17 protein-coding genes are annotated in these 15858 nt (G+C 73.7%); 4 read left to right on the top strand and 13 right to left on the bottom strand.

The window, feature by feature from the left end; translation table 11 throughout:
- Positions 1-6: 6 nt before the first annotated feature.
- The 8 genes from rnc to BMY04_RS07245 all read right to left on the bottom strand — a co-directional run bounded on the left by rnc (position 7) and on the right by BMY04_RS07245 (position 6259).
- Positions 7-741 (bottom strand): ribonuclease III, encoded by a 735-nt coding sequence (gene rnc, locus BMY04_RS07280; RefSeq protein ID WP_232506159.1) that lies wholly within the window; start codon positions 739-741, stop codon positions 7-9.
- A gap of 23 nt (positions 742-764) precedes the next feature.
- Positions 765-956, bottom strand: a complete 192-nt coding sequence (rpmF, locus tag BMY04_RS07275; protein WP_091178425.1) for a 50S ribosomal protein L32 — start codon at positions 954-956, stop codon at positions 765-767.
- 37 nt (positions 957-993) lie between these two features.
- Entirely contained in the window at positions 994-1629 is a 636-nt protein-coding gene (locus tag BMY04_RS07270) for a YceD family protein (RefSeq protein ID WP_091178424.1), read from the bottom strand.
- 151 nt (positions 1630-1780) lie between these two features.
- Positions 1781-2263, bottom strand: a complete 483-nt coding sequence (locus BMY04_RS07265) for a hypothetical protein (RefSeq protein WP_091178423.1) — start codon at positions 2261-2263, stop codon at positions 1781-1783.
- A gap of 80 nt (positions 2264-2343) precedes the next feature.
- Positions 2344-2826, bottom strand: coding sequence for a pantetheine-phosphate adenylyltransferase (gene coaD / locus BMY04_RS07260; protein WP_091178422.1), 483 nt, complete (start codon positions 2824-2826; stop codon positions 2344-2346).
- On the bottom strand, positions 2823-3425 hold the full coding sequence (gene rsmD, locus BMY04_RS07255) for a 16S rRNA (guanine(966)-N(2))-methyltransferase RsmD (RefSeq protein ID WP_091178421.1): 603 nt from the start codon (positions 3423-3425) through the stop codon (positions 2823-2825). Before rsmD ends, coaD begins: the two co-directional genes overlap by 4 nt.
- Positions 3422-5710, bottom strand: coding sequence for an ATP-dependent DNA helicase RecG (locus BMY04_RS07250; protein ID WP_408630448.1), 2289 nt, complete (start codon positions 5708-5710; stop codon positions 3422-3424). The genes rsmD and BMY04_RS07250 overlap by 4 nt, the downstream gene beginning before the upstream one ends.
- Positions 5711-5761: 51 nt before the next feature.
- Positions 5762-6259: a hypothetical protein gene (locus tag BMY04_RS07245; protein WP_091178420.1), complete on the bottom strand. Its 498-nt coding sequence runs from the start codon at positions 6257-6259 to the stop codon at positions 5762-5764.
- A gap of 130 nt (positions 6260-6389) precedes the next feature.
- Between BMY04_RS07245 and rpmB the strand changes: the two genes are divergently transcribed.
- Positions 6390-6578: a 50S ribosomal protein L28 gene (gene rpmB, locus BMY04_RS07240; protein WP_091178419.1), complete on the top strand. Its 189-nt coding sequence runs from the start codon at positions 6390-6392 to the stop codon at positions 6576-6578.
- A 128-nt stretch (positions 6579-6706) separates the two neighbouring features.
- Here the strand turns inward: rpmB and BMY04_RS07235 are convergent, their stop codons facing one another.
- Positions 6707-8344, bottom strand: coding sequence for a ribonuclease J (locus BMY04_RS07235; RefSeq protein WP_091178418.1), 1638 nt, complete (start codon positions 8342-8344; stop codon positions 6707-6709).
- Positions 8345-8631: 287 nt separating this feature from the next.
- Here BMY04_RS07235 and BMY04_RS23040 point away from each other — a divergent pair, with 287 nt between their 5' ends.
- Complete coding sequence (locus BMY04_RS23040) at positions 8632-9225, top strand: hypothetical protein (protein ID WP_198409977.1); 594 nt, start codon at positions 8632-8634, stop codon at positions 9223-9225.
- A gap of 132 nt (positions 9226-9357) precedes the next feature.
- Positions 9358-10713 carry an HNH endonuclease signature motif containing protein gene (locus BMY04_RS07225; protein ID WP_091178417.1) on the top strand — a complete coding sequence of 452 codons (1356 nt, stop codon included), beginning with the start codon at positions 9358-9360 and terminating at the stop codon, positions 10711-10713.
- Positions 10714-10756: 43 nt separating this feature from the next.
- On the opposite strand, the gene BMY04_RS07220 is transcribed toward BMY04_RS07225, so the two are convergent.
- Positions 10757-12214, bottom strand: a complete 1458-nt coding sequence (locus tag BMY04_RS07220; protein ID WP_198409976.1) for a sugar porter family MFS transporter — start codon at positions 12212-12214, stop codon at positions 10757-10759.
- A 243-nt stretch (positions 12215-12457) separates the two neighbouring features.
- Between BMY04_RS07220 and BMY04_RS07215 the strand changes: the two genes are divergently transcribed.
- A complete protein-coding gene (locus tag BMY04_RS07215) occupies positions 12458-13021 on the top strand; it encodes a GNAT family N-acetyltransferase (protein ID WP_091178416.1) in 564 nt (187 codons plus the stop codon).
- A gap of 21 nt (positions 13022-13042) precedes the next feature.
- Here the strand turns inward: BMY04_RS07215 and BMY04_RS07210 are convergent, their stop codons facing one another.
- The 3 genes from BMY04_RS07210 to BMY04_RS07200 are packed head-to-tail and all read right to left on the bottom strand — an operon-like array spanning position 13043 to position 15811.
- Positions 13043-13777 carry an LmeA family phospholipid-binding protein gene (locus tag BMY04_RS07210; protein WP_091178415.1) on the bottom strand — a complete coding sequence of 245 codons (735 nt, stop codon included), beginning with the start codon at positions 13775-13777 and terminating at the stop codon, positions 13043-13045.
- Positions 13774-14517, bottom strand: coding sequence for a 4-hydroxy-tetrahydrodipicolinate reductase (gene dapB / locus BMY04_RS07205; protein ID WP_269766201.1), 744 nt, complete (start codon positions 14515-14517; stop codon positions 13774-13776). Before dapB ends, BMY04_RS07210 begins: the two co-directional genes overlap by 4 nt.
- Before the next feature lie 46 nt (positions 14518-14563).
- Entirely contained in the window at positions 14564-15811 is a 1248-nt protein-coding gene (locus BMY04_RS07200) for a M16 family metallopeptidase (protein WP_139209782.1), read from the bottom strand.
- Between the last annotated feature and the right edge of the window lie 47 nt (positions 15812-15858).

Below are 15858 nucleotides of genomic sequence, written 5' to 3'. Positions count from 1 at the left end.
GGCGGGTCAGGCGGAGGCGGCGTCGGCGGCGCCGGCGTGGGCGGCGGCCTCCGTGCGGCGCGCCTTGAGGTCGGCGAACGCGAGGGCGGCCGCGTTCTGCTCGGCCTCCTTCTTGTTGCGCCCGGCGCCGGGCCCGTAGTCGAGGTCGTCGACCGCGACCGTCGCCGAGAAGGACTTGGCGTGGTCGGGGCCGGACTCGACGACGCGGTAGACCGGGACGCCCAGGCCGGAGAGCGAGGCGATCTCCTGCAGGCTCGTCTTCCAGTCGAGGCCGGCGCCGCGGGTCGAGACCTCGGCCATCAGCGGGTCGAACAGGTGGTGCACGAAGCGCCGGGCCTGGTCGATGCCGTGCTCGAGGAACACGGCGCCGATGAGCGCCTCCATCGTGTCGGCGAGGATCGACGACTTGTCGCGCCCGCCGGTCGTCTCCTCACCGCGTCCGAGGTGCACGAGCGCGCCCAGGTCGAGGCCACGGGCCACGTCCGCGAGCGCGCGCGAGTTCACCACCGCGGCCCGCAGCTTGGCGAGCTGGCCCTCGGAGAGGTCCGGGAAGGTGGTGTAGAGGTGCTCGGTCACGACGAGCCCGAGCACGGAGTCCCCGAGGAACTCCAGGCGCTCGTTCGTGGGCAGACCGCCCTGCTCGTACGCGTACGAGCGGTGGGTGAGGGTGCGTTCGAAGAGCTCGGCGTCGAGGACGAGCCCGAGCTCTTCGAGCAGCTCCCGGGCGGGGAGCCGACCCACGGTCGACCCGGTCGGCACGCTCGTCAGGACTCGAGGACCTGACGACGGTTCGCGCGCGGGCCGTAGGACCCGCAGCTCGGGCACGCCGTGTGGGGCAGGTGCTTCTGCCGGCAGGCCGGGTTGGCGCAGGTCACGAGGGTCGGCGCGACGGCCTTCCACTGAGACCGGCGGCTACGCGTGTTGCTGCGCGACATCCGCCGCTTCGGGACAGCCATGGTGCTTCTCTCTTCTCGTCTTGCCGGATCGCCCGCGTCAGCGGGAGAGTTCCCCGCCCTGCGACAGGCCGGATCGATTGTACGGATGCGGGACGTCTTGCTCCACCTGGCCACGGGCCGGGTCGTCGGTGTCGTCCAGGTCGAGCGCGCCGAGCGCCGCCCAGCGCGGGTCGGCATCGGCGTCGTGGTGGTGGCCGGGATGGTCGTCGAGCCGCACGCCGCAGGTCGGGCACAGCCCGGAGCAGTCCGGGGTGCACAGCGGCTGGAACGGCAGGTCGAGCACCACGTCGTCGCGCAGCACCGGCTCGAGGTCGACGTAGTCGCCGGCCAGCACGCTGACCTCCTCGTCGTCCTCGCTCGCGGCGTCGTGCACGAACAGCTCCTGCACGTCGACCTCGACCGGGACGCTCACCGGGATCAGGCAGCGGACGCACTCGCCCACGGCCTCCATCGCGGCGGTCCCCGTGACCAGCACGCCCTCGACGACGGCCTCGAAGCGCAGGTCGAGCTCGATCGGCGCACCCTCCGGCACGCCGATGACCTCGGTGCCGAGGCCGGCCGGGGCGGGCACGCTCGTCCGCACCGTCGTCATCGCGCCGGCACGGCGGCCGAGGGCGCGCGTGTCGAAGACCAGGGGCGAGCGCGGGTCGACCGTGGGCTGGGACGCCCTCATGGCACAGCTCCTTCGGTCGTCGCGTCGGGCGGGCTGCGGAGAGGTCTCACGCAGCCGCGGTGGCCCGGGGCCGCGGTGAGCGGCAGGTGGACCGACCTTCGATCTTAGCCGGGCCGGAGGGCCGGACCAACTCTTTCCGAGCAGGTGCCCGTCAGCTGCCCGTGCGCGCCGCGTCGAGACCGCTGCGCTCGGCGAGCCGCGCCCGGGCCGTGTGCACCTGGCTGGTGGTCTTGTGCAGCACCGACTCGAAGCTCGCCATGCGGGAGTCGATGAAGAGGTCGGTCTCGCGCCGCAGCGCCTCGGCCTCGGCCTCGGCGTCGGCCTTGACCTTGGCCGCGATCTCCTCGGCCACCTTGACGACCTCGCTCTGCCGGGCCAGCTCGCTCGCCTGCTCGCGGGCCTCCTCGACGATGCGTCCGGCCTTCGCCTCGCCCGCGGCGATGGCGGACTGCTTCTCGTCGATGACCTGCTGGGCGTCGGCGATCTCGTCGGGCAGGTGCGCGACGACGTCGTCGATGGCGTCCAGCACCTCGCCGCGGTTGATCACGCACGACGCCGACATGGGCATCGACCGCGCGTTCAGGATGAGCTGGCGCAGCTGCGTCAGCTTCTCCTCGGCCGTGGTGGCGGGCATGCGTACCTCGATCTCTCGTGCTGGGGGCGCCGACCAGCATAGGCACGTGACGCCGTCCTCGCAGGTCTGCTCCGCCGCCCTCAGCGGTCGGCGGCGACCTTGGCCCGGGTGCGTTCCGCGACGCCGGGCGGGACGAGCGCCGACAGGTCCGCGCCGTACGCCGCCAGCTCGCGCACCCGGGTCGACGACACGAAGGAGAGCTCCGGCGAGGTGGGTAGGAACAGGGTGTCGACGCCGCTCAACCGGCGGTTGAGCTGCGCCATCTGCACCTCGTAGTCGGTGTCCGCGGCGCTGCGGAGCCCCTTGCTCACCACGCCGATCCCCCGCGCGGTGCAGAAGTCGACGAGCATCCCGTCGAGCACCTCGACGCTCACGTTCTCCCAGGGCCGGCACGCCTCCACGAGCATCTCGACGCGCTCGTCGGCGGTGAACAGCGAGCGCTTGCTCGCGTTGCGGCCGACGGCGACGACCACCTCCTCGACGAGCGCGGCGGTCCGGCCGATCACGTCGAGGTGGCCCAGGGTGACCGGGTCGAAGGAACCGGGGCAGACGGCGGTGGTCACGCGGGGCTCCTCGGCTGGGCGGCGACGCTGGCGAAGTGCAGGACGGTCTCCCCGTACGCGCGCGACCACGGCTCGTCCGTCCCGGGCGGCCAGACCGGCGCCACGGAGCGGGTGGAGCGCTCGAGGACGACGAGGCCGTCGGGCGCCACCCAGCCCTGCGCGAGCAGGTCGGCGACCACCGCGTCGAGACGGTCCGGCTCGACGGCGTACGGCGGGTCGGCGAAGACCACGTCGTAGGCGCGGTCGGCCGCCGTGCGCGCGAGCGTCTGGACCGCGGTGGCCCGCACCGTGGCCGGGACCCCGAGGGTCGCCACGTTGCGCCGCGCGACGGCCGCGGTGCGCGCGTCGGACTCGACGAGCAGCACCGGGGCCGCGCCGCGGCTGGCCGCCTCGAGCCCGACCGCGCCGGAGCCCGCGTAGAGGTCGAGGAACGACAGACCGGCCAGCGCCTCCTCGGCGCCGGCCGACGCCGTGCCCGCCCACGACGCCAGCGCGGAGAACAGCGCCTCGCGCACGCGGTCGGTCGTCGGCCGGGTGCTGTCGCCGGTCGGGGTCTGCAGCCGCCGGCCGCGGTGGGTGCCTGCGATGACCCGGCTCACGTGCGTTCCAGCCAGTCGCCCGCGGCGCGCCGCTCGACGTCGGTGACGATGTCGGCGAGGCCCGGGTCGTCGGCGAGCCCGGGGTCCGCGACGCAGAGCGCCGCCACGTCCCGGGCGCGCTCGATGAGGTCGGCGTCGTCGAGGACCCGGAGCAGCCGAAGGCTCGAGCGGCGCCCGGACTGGCTGGAGCCGAGCACGTCGCCCTCGCGGCGCTGCTCCAGGTCGACCTCGGCGAGCGCGAAGCCGTCGCGCGTGGACGCCACCGCGTCCAGCCGCTCGCGGGCCGGGGTGCCGGGGGTGGCGGTCGTCAGCAGCAGGCACACCCCCGCGTGCCCGCCGCGACCGATCCGGCCGCGCAGCTGGTGCAGCTGGGAGATGCCGAAGCGGTCGCCGTCACAGATGACCATCACCGTGGCGTTCGGCACGTCGACACCGACCTCGATCACGGTGGTCGCGACGAGCACGGCGGTCTCCCCGGCGGCGAAGCGCGCCATCACCGCGTCCTTCTCCTCCACCGGCAGCTGGCCGTGCAGCATCTCCACCGCGATCCCGGCGAGCGGTCCCGCCGACAGCTCGGCGTACAGGTCCTCGACCGCGACCGCCGGCGGGGCGTCCTCCGGCTCGAAGCCGGTGCCGTCGGAGTCGCTCGGGGCGCCCGGCCTGTCCTTCGCCGTCGACGAGATGCGCGCGCACACGACGTAGGCCTGGTGCCCGGCGGCGACCTCCTCGCGCACCCGGTGCCATGCGCGGTCGACCCAGGCGGGCTGGCGGCGCACGTCGACCACCACGGTGCTGACGTCGGCGCGTCCGGCCGGCAGCTCCCGCAGCGTCGAGGTCTCCAGGTCGCCGAACACGGTCATGGCCACCGACCGCGGGATGGGGGTGGCGGTCATGACGAGGACGTGGGGCCTCGCCCGGCCCCCGGCCGCGGCCTTCGCCCCCAGGGCGGCCCGCTGCTCCACGCCGAAGCGGTGCTGCTCGTCGACGACGACCAGGCCGAGGTCGGCGAAGGCGACGTCCTCGCTGAGCAGCGCGTGCGTGCCCACGACCAGCCCCGCCGCGCCCGAGGCGACGCGGGCCAGCGCCTCGCGCCGCCGGGTCGCCCCGAGCGAGCCGGTGAGCAGCACGACCTCGGTGGAGTGGTCGGCCGCCCCGAGCGTGCCCGCGTCGGCGAGGTCGCCGAGCATCCGGGCGATGGTGTGGCGGTGCTGCGTCGCCAGCACCTCGGTCGGCGCCAGCAGGGCGGCCTGACCGCCCGCGTCGACCACCGCGAGCATCGCGCGCAGGGCCACGAGGGTCTTGCCGGAGCCCACCTCGCCCTGCAGCAGGCGCTGCATCGGCGCGGTCCGGGCGATCTCGTCGAACAGCAGGTCGCCCACCTCGCGCTGCCCCGCCGTCAGCTCGAAGGGCAGCCGCGCGTCGAAGGCGTCCAGCAGGCCGCCGGGCCGCCGCGCGCGCGGGGTCGCTCCGTGGGCGGCCGCGTCGGCGCGCCGGCGGGCCATCGTCAGCTGCAGCGCGAACGCCTCGTCGAAGCGGAGCCGCTCCAGACCGCGCTGCTGCTCCTCGCGGCCCTGGGGCTGGTGGACCCCCTGGAAGGCCGCCACGAGGTCGGTCACCTCCGCCGCCTCCCGCACCGACGGCGGCAGCGGGTCGGGCAGCCGGTCGACCGCGCCCAGGGCGAGCGTCACGCAGGAGCCGATGGTCCAGGTCCGCAGCTTGCCCGTCTGGGGGTAGATCGGGACGAACGAGCTGCCCGCGATGGAGGCCATGTCCTCGTTGCGGGCCGCGCCGCCGATCACGGAACCGTCCTCGCCGAGGATGACGAAGTCGGGGTGCGACAGCTGCAGGGCGTTGTTGAACACCCGCACCTTGCCCGCGAAGAGGCCGCGGGCGCCCGGCTGCAGGTCGTTCTGCCAGTAGCGGATGAGGTGCGGCGCCCCGAAGAAGGTGAGGGTCAGGAAGCCGCGGCGGTCGGTGACCACGACCTCCAGGCGCGCCTTGCGTCCGGTCCGCTGGCCGCCCGTCGGCAGGTTGTGCGCCCGTACGGTGCGCACCTCGGCCAGCACCGCGACGTCCTCGTCGGGCTGCAGGACCGAGAGGTCGGAGAGCTCGGTGCCCGCCAGGTAGCGGCGCGGGACGAGGTGCAGCAGGTCGCCCACCGTCCGTACGCGCAGGCCCTCGAGCTGGGTCGCGGTGCGTCCGCCGACCAGGGTGTCGAGGCGGGCGTCGAGCTGCCGGAACGTCGGCGTGCGCCACGCGGCGTCCGCCGGTCGCACCTCGGGCACGAGCGTCCCCGCCCCGCTGCGACCAGCCACGGGCACCACCGTAGAGGTCGCCTACGACACGAGCACGAGGGCGAGCACGCCGAGCACCACCCAGACGACCGCGAAGAGGACGGGCACGGCGCGGAAGAAGAGCAGGCTGCGCCGCTGGTCGTCGAGCGCCGCCGGACGACCGGGTGCACCGTGGTAGGCCACCGCGCTCCCCCGCAGCCGTGCGAAGAGCTCGTCCTGCTGCGCCGTCAGGGCCAGCACGATGCGCACCGTCGTACCCACCCCCGGCAGGGCCAGGAGCGCCAGCAGCAGGCCGAGGAGCGCGAGCACGGGCGCGGCTACCGCGGCGAAGGCGGCGCCCCACGACGCCCCGTTGCTCATCGCGGCCGTGTACGCGATCGTCAGGAACGCCTCGGCGGCGAGCAGCGCGTTCACCCGGTCGTGGAGCAGCCCGAGCTCGAAGCGGGTCTCGTCGCGGACCAGCGCCAGACGCGCGGCCTGCGCGGCCTGGTCGGCCCCGTCCGCGCCTCCGCCCACGTCGCCGCCCACGTCGCCGCCCACGCGGGGAGTCTCGCTGATTCGACCGCCTTCCGTCGCGTCGGGTACGCTGAGGAAGTTGCCCGGAGCACCCGTGTGGTCGTTCCTGGGCTGGACCTGATACCAGATCGTTCTTTTGCGGGAGTGACTTCAAGTGGCTGCGGTGTGCGACGTGTGCGGCAAGACCCCCGGCTTCGGCCACAACAAGCCGTGGTCGAAGAAGAAGACCAACCGGCGCTGGGACCCGAACATCCAGACCGTGAGCGCCGCGGTCTCCGGGCGCGCCAAGCGCATCAACGCCTGCACCTCGTGCATCAAGGCCGGCAAGGTGACCGCGGGCTGACGCCCGTCTCCTGACGCCCGAAGACCCGCTCGTCCCTCGGGACGGGCGGGTCTTCGCGTTCCCCGGGAGGCGCGGGTCTTGGCGCGTCACCCGGGCGCGGGCCGGTGGTCCGGCCCGCGCCTCCGGGATCAGGTCTGGACGACGACCGGCACGATCATCGGCCGGCGGCGGTGCGTGTCGTTGACCCAGCGACCCATCCGGCGCCGGATCACCTGCTGCAGCTGGTAGGTGTCGTCGACGCCCTCGGCCAGCGCGGTCTCCAGTACGGCGGTGATCTGCGGGCGTACGGAGTCGAAGACCGAGTCGCCCTCGACGAAGCCGCGGGCGTGGATGTCCGGACCGCTCACCACCTTGCCCGTCCGGGTGTCGACGACGGCCACGATCGAGACGAAGCCCTCCTCGCCGAGGATCTTGCGGTCGGTGAGTGCCGCCTCGGAGATGTCGCCGACGGTCGCGCCGTCGACGAAGATGTACGCGGCGTCGACCTTGCCGACGACGGACGCCTTGCCGTTCTGGAGGTCGACGACGACGCCGTCCTCGGCGATGATCGTCCGCTTGCGAGGCACGCCCGTCGCCACCGCCAGGTCGGCGTTGGCCACGAGGTGGCGGGCCTCGCCGTGCACCGGCATCACGTTGCGCGGCTTGACGATGTTGTAGCAGTAGAGGAGCTCGCCCGCGCTCGCGTGGCCCGACACGTGCACCAGCGCGTTGCCCTTGTGCACGACGTGCGCGCCGAGGCGCGTCAGGCCGTTGATCACGCGGTAGACCGAGTTCTCGTTGCCGGGGATGAGCGAGCTCGCGAGCACGACGGTGTCGCCGCGGCGCAGCTGGATCACCGGGTGCTCGTTGGCTGCCATCCGCGACAGGGCGGAGAGCGGCTCGCCCTGCGAGCCCGTGCAGATGATCACCACGTCCTCGGGCTTGTGGTTCTCGATGTCGCGCATCTCGATCAGCGTGTTCTCGGGCACGTGGAGGTAGCCGAGGTCGCGCGCCACCCCCATGTTCCGCACCATCGAGCGCCCGACGTAGACGACCTTGCGCCCGTGCGCGACGGCGGCGTCCATGACCTGCTGCACGCGGTGCACGTGCGACGCGAAGCACGCGACGATGACGCGCTGCCGGCTGCGGTCGAGGACCGACCCGAGCGCCTTGGCGATGTCGCGCTCCGGCGTCGTGAAGCCCGCCACCTCGGCGTTGGTGGAGTCGACCAGGAACAGGTCGACGCCCGCCTCCCCCAGCCGCGCGAACGCCCGCAGGTCGGTGAGGCGTCCGTCGAGCGGCAGCTGGTCCATCTTGAAGTCGCCGGTGTGCAGGATGCGGCCCGCCGACGTGCTGATGGCCACCGCCAGGGCGTCCGGGATCGAATGGTTCACGGCGACGAACTCGAGGTCGAACGCCCCGACCTGCGTCTGCTCGCCGTCCTTGACGATGAGCTCGACCGTGTGGCGCAGGCGGTGCTCCTTGAACTTCTCGCGCAGCAGCGCGAGCGTCAGCCGGGAGCCGATGAGCGGGATGTCGGGGCGCTGCTTGAGCAGGTAGGGCACCGCGCCGATGTGGTCCTCGTGCCCGTGCGTCAGCACCAGGCCGACGACGTCACCGAGCCGGTCGGCGATCGCGCCGAAGCCGGGCAGGATCAGGTCGACGCCCGGGTGGTCGTCCTCGGGGAACAGCACGCCGCAGTCCACGATCAGCAGCTGACCGTGGTGCTCGATCACGGTCATGTTGCGCCCGATGTCGCCGAGACCTCCCAACGGCGTGACGCGCATGGCGTCGCGAGGGAGGGGCGGAGGGTTGTGCAGACGAGAGGGAGCCACGTCGCTCGACCCTACCGTTCCCCGCGATCCTTAATTTTCTCCGGAACCACAGTGACGGTCCTGGCGTTGGGAGAAGATGTGCAGGGTCCGCAGGCTGGCTGCTCGGGGGTTCAGGCAGCCTGCGGATCTTTTTTTCCTCCCGGGGCCTCCGGAGGGCCCTCATCGGGTCCTCGTCGGCCTCGTCGCACCCCTCGGCCGACCTCTCCGCGCTGCGCGACGCCGGATCGTACGGTCGCCCGGTGAGCCTCACCTGGTCCAGGGACACCGACGCGGCCCGGTGGCTGCTCGGGGCGACGGTTCCGTGGACGCGGCTGGTCGAGCTGGGGCCCGACGGCTTCGCGGCGTACGCGCGGCTGCGCATCGTCCCCGACCCGGTGCGCGACGGGCAGACCGAGGCCGACCAGGACCTGCCGGACGACCACCCGAGCGAGCTGGAGCAGGTCCGCCTGTGCCTGGAGGTGCTCGCGGGCTGGACGACGACGCCCGACACGTGCTGGTTCGCGGTGTGGGACGGCTACCCCGGCAGCCTCGACGTCCCGGCGGACCTGCCGCGGTTCGATGTCGTCGGCGAGGGCCTCGGCGCGGTCCGGCGCTACGGGCTCCTGCGCGGGAGCGTCTCCGACCTCGAGCACTGGGACGAGGTCGCGCCCGGGTTCCTCGCGGCCCCCGCGTTCGTGTGGCCGGACGACCGCCGCTGGTGCCTCGCGAAGGACGTCGACCCGCACTGGGCCGGCATCGGCGGCGAGCCGCCGGCGATCGAGGCCCTGCTGGACCGGACCGACCTCGACGTCGTCCGCACGGACCCGGAGGAGCCTCAGCCGTACTACCGCTGAGCGGCCTCTCGTGGGTCCTCGCGCGCTGGTGTTGTCCGGGTCGGCCGGGGTGTTGTCCTGTTCGATTCAGGTGTTCGAATGAGTCGCGCCGCTCGATAGCGTTCTCGTATAGCACTGGCGGCGGTCGACCCGGTGGAGGAGGGCCTCCACCCCACCACCGCCGCCCTCACCGGGTTGCTGGCGCAGCTGAGCGAGCTGACCGCCGACGCGCTGGGCGGGGTCGAGGACGAGTTCACCGAGTCCGACCTCGTCGACCAGGTCGGCCTGCTCGAACGCCTGCGCAGCGCGGTCGCCGCGACCCAGGCGGCGGCGATGGTGCGCCTGACCAGAGTCCGCGTCGAACGCGAGACCGCCGAGCAGCAGCGCCCTGAACGGATCGGGCGTGGCCTGGCCGAGGAGATCGCCCTGGCCTGCCGCCTCTCACCGACCGTCGCCGCCCGACGCCTCGGCGCGGCGAAGGCGTGGTGGTTCGACCTGCCCCACACCTACGCCGCCCTCGCCGCCGGCCGGCTGCACGAACGCGTCGCGAACGCCGTCGTCGAGCAGACCCGCCACCTGCCTGCGGTGACGCGGCGCGAGGTCGACCAGCAGCTCCACGACCCCCGCACCGACCTGCCCGGCCTCGGCGTCCGACGAGCACTCGCCGCCATCACGACGACGGCCTACGCCGCCGACCCCCGCGCCTACCTCGAACGGGGCCGCCACGCACGCGACGACCGCTACGTCGCGCTGCGCCCGGCGCCGGACACGATGAGCGTGCTGACCGGCTACCTGCCCGTCGAGCAGGGCGTGGCCTGCCTCGCCGCCCTGCGCACGCACACCGACAGCGCCGTCGCCACCGGCGACGAACGCACCCGCGGCCAGATCATGGCCGACACCCTCGTCGAACGCCTCACCGGCCAGACCCGCGCCGGCGACGTCGCCGTCGAGATCCAGATCATCGTGCCGGTCGACGCGCTGGCGGCCAGCGACGCCGCGCTCGACGTCGCGGACGGGCCCGTGCTCGACGGCTCAGCCTCACAGAGTCCGAGTCCGAGCCCGCGCTCGACCGAGCCCGGCACAGCCACGGTCACCGGTGTCGGGGCCCTGCCCCTGTCTGTGGCCCGTCAGCTGGTCGACGACAGCGGCGGGACCAAGCACCTGCGCCTGCTGCACCGATCGCCCGCCGGGCACCTGGTCGACATCGGTGGGCGGCGCCGGTTTACCGGGGCGCTGGCCGACCTGGTCCTGGCGCGCGACCAGACGTGCCGCGAGCCGTACTGCGACGCCCCGGTCCGCCACCTCGACCATGTCCAGCGCCACGCCGACGGCGGCCCGACGACCCTGCCGAACGCCCGCGGCCTGTGCGCGCGGCACAACCTCGCCCGCGAACAACCCGGCTGGAGCGCGACGGTCGTCCACGACGGCCTCGGCGACCGGCCCCACACCGTCGTCACCACCACGCCGACCGGGCACACCTATGAGAGCCGGGCGCCCGACCCTCCGTGACCGGGCGGCGGCGCCGGCCACGACGGGCCCGGCGCGGGAGACCTCAGAAGTCCTTCGGACGGAAGTGACCCTGCCGCAGGCGGCTCTCGATGCCCTCGAGGCTGTGGCCGGTGAGCTCGGGCATGCGGAGGAAGACGAAGATCCAGGCCGCGACGTTGAAGGCGGCGTAGACCCACATGGTGGCGCCGACGCCGATGCCCTCGATCATCGTGAGCACGGTCAGGGTGATGAGCATGTTCGTGCTCCACAGCGCGACCGACTGCGCGCTCGTCCCGGCGCTGCGCACGGCCAGCGGGTAGATCTCCGACCCGGTCAGCCAGCCCATCAGCTGCAGGCCGCCGGCGTTGAAGAACATGAAGACGATGAGGCAGGCGATGATGAACGGGATGTCGTCGGGCCCGCTGTGGCCCGTGACGAAGAGCGCGCCCAGCACGGCCAGGGCGAGGGCGGCCCCCGGCACCATGATCAGCGTCAGGCGGCGCCGGCCGACCTTGTCGACGATGGTCAGGCCCACGATCATCATCACGAGGTAGGTCACACCGAGCGCCAGGCTGACGCGCAGGGCGGCGGTCTCCGAGAAGCCGTTGTCGGTGAGGATCGTCGGTGCGTAGTAGATGATCATCTCGATGCCGCTCAGCTGCGTGAAGATCGCGATGCCGAGGCCGACCACGAGCGCGGGACGCACCCAGGCCTGGCGGAGCCCCCGCCAGCCGCGGTTGCCGTCGCCGGCGGAACGCTCCTCCTCCTCGAGGTCGACGATCTCCTGCAGCTCCGCATCGAGGTCGCTGCCCTCCTCGCGCACACCGCGCAGCACCTCGCGGGCGTCGTCGCGCCGGTCGGCCTTGACCAGCCAGCGCGGGCTCTCGGGCAGCCGGAGCATGAGGACGAGCATGATCGCCGCCGGCACCGCAGCAGCACCGACCGAGACGCGCCAGGGCGACGCCTCCGACGCGCCGACGAGCGTCGCGAGCACGATGCCCACCCCGATGCCGAGCTGGAAGGTGAGGACGAGACGGCCGCGCTTGCGGGCCGGCGCGAGCTCGGCGACGTACATCGGCACCGTCTGCGTGGCGCCGCCGACGGCGAACCCGAGCACGATGCGGGCGAGCGCGAGGGTGGTCGCGTTCGGGGCGACCGAGCAGAGCAGCGTCCCGGCGACGAAGACCCCCGAGATGATCAGGATGGTCGTCCGGCGGCCCCGACGCTCGGAGAGCCGGCTGCACGTCGCGGCGCCGAGGACCGCGCCGAAGAGGATGCTGGCCGCGATCACCTGCTCCATGCCGTTGCCGGTCTGGAAGTCGCGACGGATCTGGAGCAGCGCGCCGGAGATGATGCCGGTGTCGTAGCCGTAGAGCAGCGCCGAGATGGCCGACACGACAGCGGCGAGCAGCATCCGCCCGGTCAGCGCCTGGGAGACGCCCTCGGCGCCGCCGTCCTGCTGGGGGCCGGACCTCGTGCGCTCCGTCTTCTCGTCGGTCGTCTTGTCCGTGCCGGCCGCCATGGATGCTCCTCGGGCTGCCCACCAGGCGGCGGGCATACCTCGCCAACGTAAGGGAGCGGCCGCCGGCGGATCCGGGTGGTGCCCCCACCGCGCCCGCTCAGGACATGACGAAGTCGGCGCCATGCCTGCTCGGGGGTTCAGGTAGGGCGCCGACTTCACCCGGACCATCGCCGCAGCCACTCGGTTCGTTGCACCGGCACGGCTGTGACGTGAGGCACACGCCGGCCCCGATAGCATCGCCGCGTGCCCGAACCCCTCCCGGTCGCCGACTCGGTACGGCTGGCCTGGCCGACCGAGGCCGCGGCGATCGCCGCCGTGCAGCGCCGCGCCTGGCTCGACCTTCCCGGAGAGCTGGGCGGGACGCTCCTGGCCGGCGTGGACGAGGCGGAGATGGTCCAGGCCTGGGAGCAGGTGCTCGCCCGGCCGCGGGACGCCCGCCAACGCGTCCTGACCGCGCTCGGGGGCGGCGGTCGGGTGGTCGGCTTCGCGACCACGGGCCCGTCCGCCGACCCGGACGCGGAGGCGGGCGCCGACGGCGAGGTCGACCAGTTCTGGATCGACCCTCCGGCACGCCGCCAGGGCCACGGCTCGCGCCTGCTCAACGCCTGTGCGGACACGCTGCGGGCCGACGGTTTCACCCACGCCCGCTGGTGGGTTCTCGGGCCGGACGTCGAGCTCCGCCGCTTCCTGGCGGTTGCAGGCTGGGAGCCGGACGGCGCCACCCGGAGCATCGGCGCCGACGACGGCTCGCTCGTCCTCGAGCAGGTGCGCCTGCACACGACGCTGCCGGTCGGGACCGACGCCTGACGACCCGACCGCCGCGACGGCTCAGCGGCGGACCGGGATGTCCGTCCCCGTCAGCCCCACGTGGAGGCCGTCGTCGCGGGCGTCGATCGAGCTGATGCTCAGGTCGAACGGCACGCCCTCCAGCGGGATGGGCCGCACCACCGCCTTGATCAGCTGCTCGGCCACGACGTCGGGCAGCGTGTAGCCCGCGACCTGCACCGTCGGGTCGGCCAGCGAGACCGTCTGGGCCGACGCGTCGAGGGCCAGCCGTCCGGTGACGGTCGCCTTGACGGTCAGGCCGTAGAGGCTCTGGTTGGCCTCGAGCCGGAAGCGACCGTCCCCGACGTACTCGAGCGGCACCCCCGCGGCCTTGGTCAGCGCCGCGTAGTCCACCAGGGCGGTGCCGTCCGCGCTCGCGGCGTCGATCGTCCGCCACCAGTCGGTGGTCCTGAGGTCGTGCAGCGTGAGGTCGACGTGCGCGATCGGCAGGGCGCTCCCGTTGGTCTGGCCGAGGTCGTCGGCGACCACGTGGACCTCCCGCAGCCGCCGCGCGACGACCTGCGTGAGGAACGGTCGGCCCACGACGTCGACCGACGGGGGCTGCGGGGTGCCGAGCCCGGTCTGCAGCTGCGCGGCGACGTCGCGCTCGACGCGGGCGTGGGCGTACGCGTCCCCGCCGTAGAAGAGCGCGGCCAGCACGGCCGCCACGACCACGAAGACGATCGCGAAGCGGGCGCCCGCCGCGCCGCGCTCCCCTCGGCGCGTCGGCCGGGTCACGTGAGCCCGAGGACGGACTCGATGCCGACCGTGAGGCCCGGCCGGCCCGGCAGCGCTCGCACAGCGGCCAGGACGCCGGGCATGAAGGAGACGCGGTCGAGGGAGTCGTGCCGGATCGTCAGCGTCTCGCCCTCCGACCCGAGCAGCACCTCCTGGTGCGCGACGAGCCCGCGCAGGCGCACGCTGTGCACCGCGATCCCGTCGGCCCGCGCGCCGCGGGCGCCCTCGAGGCCGGAGGACGTCGCGTCGGGCGGCGCTTCGAGCCCGGCGGCGGTCCGGGCGGCGGCGACGCGGGCCGCCGTCGCCGCAGCGGTCCCGGACGGGGCGTCGGCCTTGCCCGGGTGGTGGAGCTCGATGATCTCGACGCTCTCGTAGAACGCGGCCGCCTGCTCGGCGAAGTGCATCATCAGCACCGCGCCGACGGAGAAGTTCGCGGCGACGAGCACCCCGGTCCCGGGGTGGTGGCCGAGCAGCTCGTTCACCCGGTCCAGGCGCTCCGGCGTGAAGCCGGTGGTGCCGACGACCACGCCGATGTCGCGCCCCAGGCACCAGGCGAGGTTGTCCATCACGGCGTCGGGGTGGGTGAAGTCGACCGCGACGTCGGCGGTCTCCGCCGCGGTGCGGTCGTCGCCCGCGTCGAGCGCGGCGACGAGCTCCAGGTCGCTCGCGCCTTCGACGGCGCGGCAGACCTCGGCGCCCATCCGGCCACGGGCACCGAAGACGGCGACCTTGAGCGTCACGTCACTCCTGCGGGTCGGGGATGTCGGGAGGCCCAACCTAGCGGGCTCAGCCCCAGCGACGGGTCACGGCGGCGGGCACCCGGGGCCCCACCAGGCCCAACGTCGGCCGCTGCCCGAACAGACGCGCGGCCTCCAGCCGGATCTCGTCGGGGGTGACGGCGTCGTAGCGCTCGAGGACCTCGTCCAGCGGGCGGGAGTCGCCCAGCAGGGCGCTCGTGCCGAGCCGGCCCATGCGGCTCGACGGGCTCTCGTACGACAGCACCGTCTGGCCGCGCATCTGGCTCTTCGCGTCGGCGAGCTCGGTGGCGGTGACGCCGTGCTCGACGACCTGGTCGAGCTGGCCGGCGACCACGTCGAGGATGGTGCCGAGCCGGTCCGGCGCGCAGGCGAACTCGACGCTCCACATGCCGGCGTCGGAGTAGGTGGTCTCCCCCGCGTCGATGCCGTAGGTGAGGCCGCGCCGCTCGCGGACCTCCACGAACAGCCGCGAGGCCATGCCGCCGCCCAGCACGGCCGCCAGCAGCCCCGAGGGGTAGCGGCGGTCGTCGAAGAGGCCGGGTCCGGGGTAGGCGAGCACGGCCTGCACCTGCTCGATGCGGCGGCGGGTGACGACGAGGCCGGGCTGGCTCACGGCCGGGGCGGGCACGACGGCACGCGGGCCGGGGCCGCTCACCGGCATCGCGTCGAGCGCGGCCACCTGCTCGACGAGCCGGTCGTGGTCGACGTCGCCGGCGGCGGCGACGACCATCGACGCGGGCCGGTAGTGCTGGCGCCAGTGCTTGACCACGAGGTCGCGCGACATCGCCTCGATGGAGGCGGGCGAGCCGATCACCATCTGCCCGAGCCCCGAGCCCGCGAACACGGCGTCCGCGACCTGCTCGGAGACGACCTCGGACGGGTCGTCGGCGTGCATGGCGATCTCGTCGAGGATCACCGCCCGCTCGGCGTCGACGTCGGCGCTGCGGACCCGCGACGCCGTGACCATGTCGGTCAGGACGTCGACGGCCAGGTCACCGTCGTCGGCCAGGACGCGGGCGTAGAAGCACGTGTACTCCTTCGTGGTGTACGCGTTGAGCTCCCCGCCCCGCGACTCCACGGCCGCCGAGATCTGCTCGGCCGTGCGGCGCTTCGTGCCCTTGAACAGCACGTGCTCCAGGAAGTGCGACGCCCCGTGGCGCGCCGCGCTCTCGTGGCGCGACCCGACGCCGGCGAAGACGCCGACGCTGAACGTGCGGCTCGAGGCCATCGTCTCGGAGACGACGGTCAGGCCGTTCGGGAGGACCGTACGACGCACGGCGCCGTCCACGTCGGGACGGCGCCGTGCGGGCGTACGGGTGGCGA

The sequence above is a fragment of the Microlunatus flavus genome (assembly GCF_900110855.1).
In the GTDB taxonomy this organism is placed as follows: Bacteria; Actinomycetota; Actinomycetes; order Propionibacteriales; family Propionibacteriaceae; genus Microlunatus; species Microlunatus flavus.
The sequence above is the reverse complement of the archived record's forward strand: the minus strand, read 5'-3'. Positions and strand labels throughout refer to the sequence as shown.

Excerpts from the sequence above, each read along its gene's own strand:
- rpmF (WP_091178425.1), bottom strand. The coding sequence starts at position 956 with ATGGCTGTCCCGAAGCGGCGGATGTCGCGCAGCAACACGCGTAGCCGC.
- BMY04_RS07270 (WP_091178424.1), bottom strand. The coding sequence starts at position 1,629 with ATGAGGGCGTCCCAGCCCACGGTCGACCCGCGCTCGCCCCTGGTCTTC.
- BMY04_RS07265 (WP_091178423.1), bottom strand. The coding sequence starts at position 2,263 with ATGCCCGCCACCACGGCCGAGGAGAAGCTGACGCAGCTGCGCCAGCTC.
- BMY04_RS07235 (WP_091178418.1), bottom strand. The coding sequence starts at position 8,344 with ATGCGCGTCACGCCGTTGGGAGGTCTCGGCGACATCGGGCGCAACATG.
- BMY04_RS07220 (WP_198409976.1), bottom strand. The coding sequence starts at position 12,214 with ATGGCGGCCGGCACGGACAAGACGACCGACGAGAAGACGGAGCGCACG.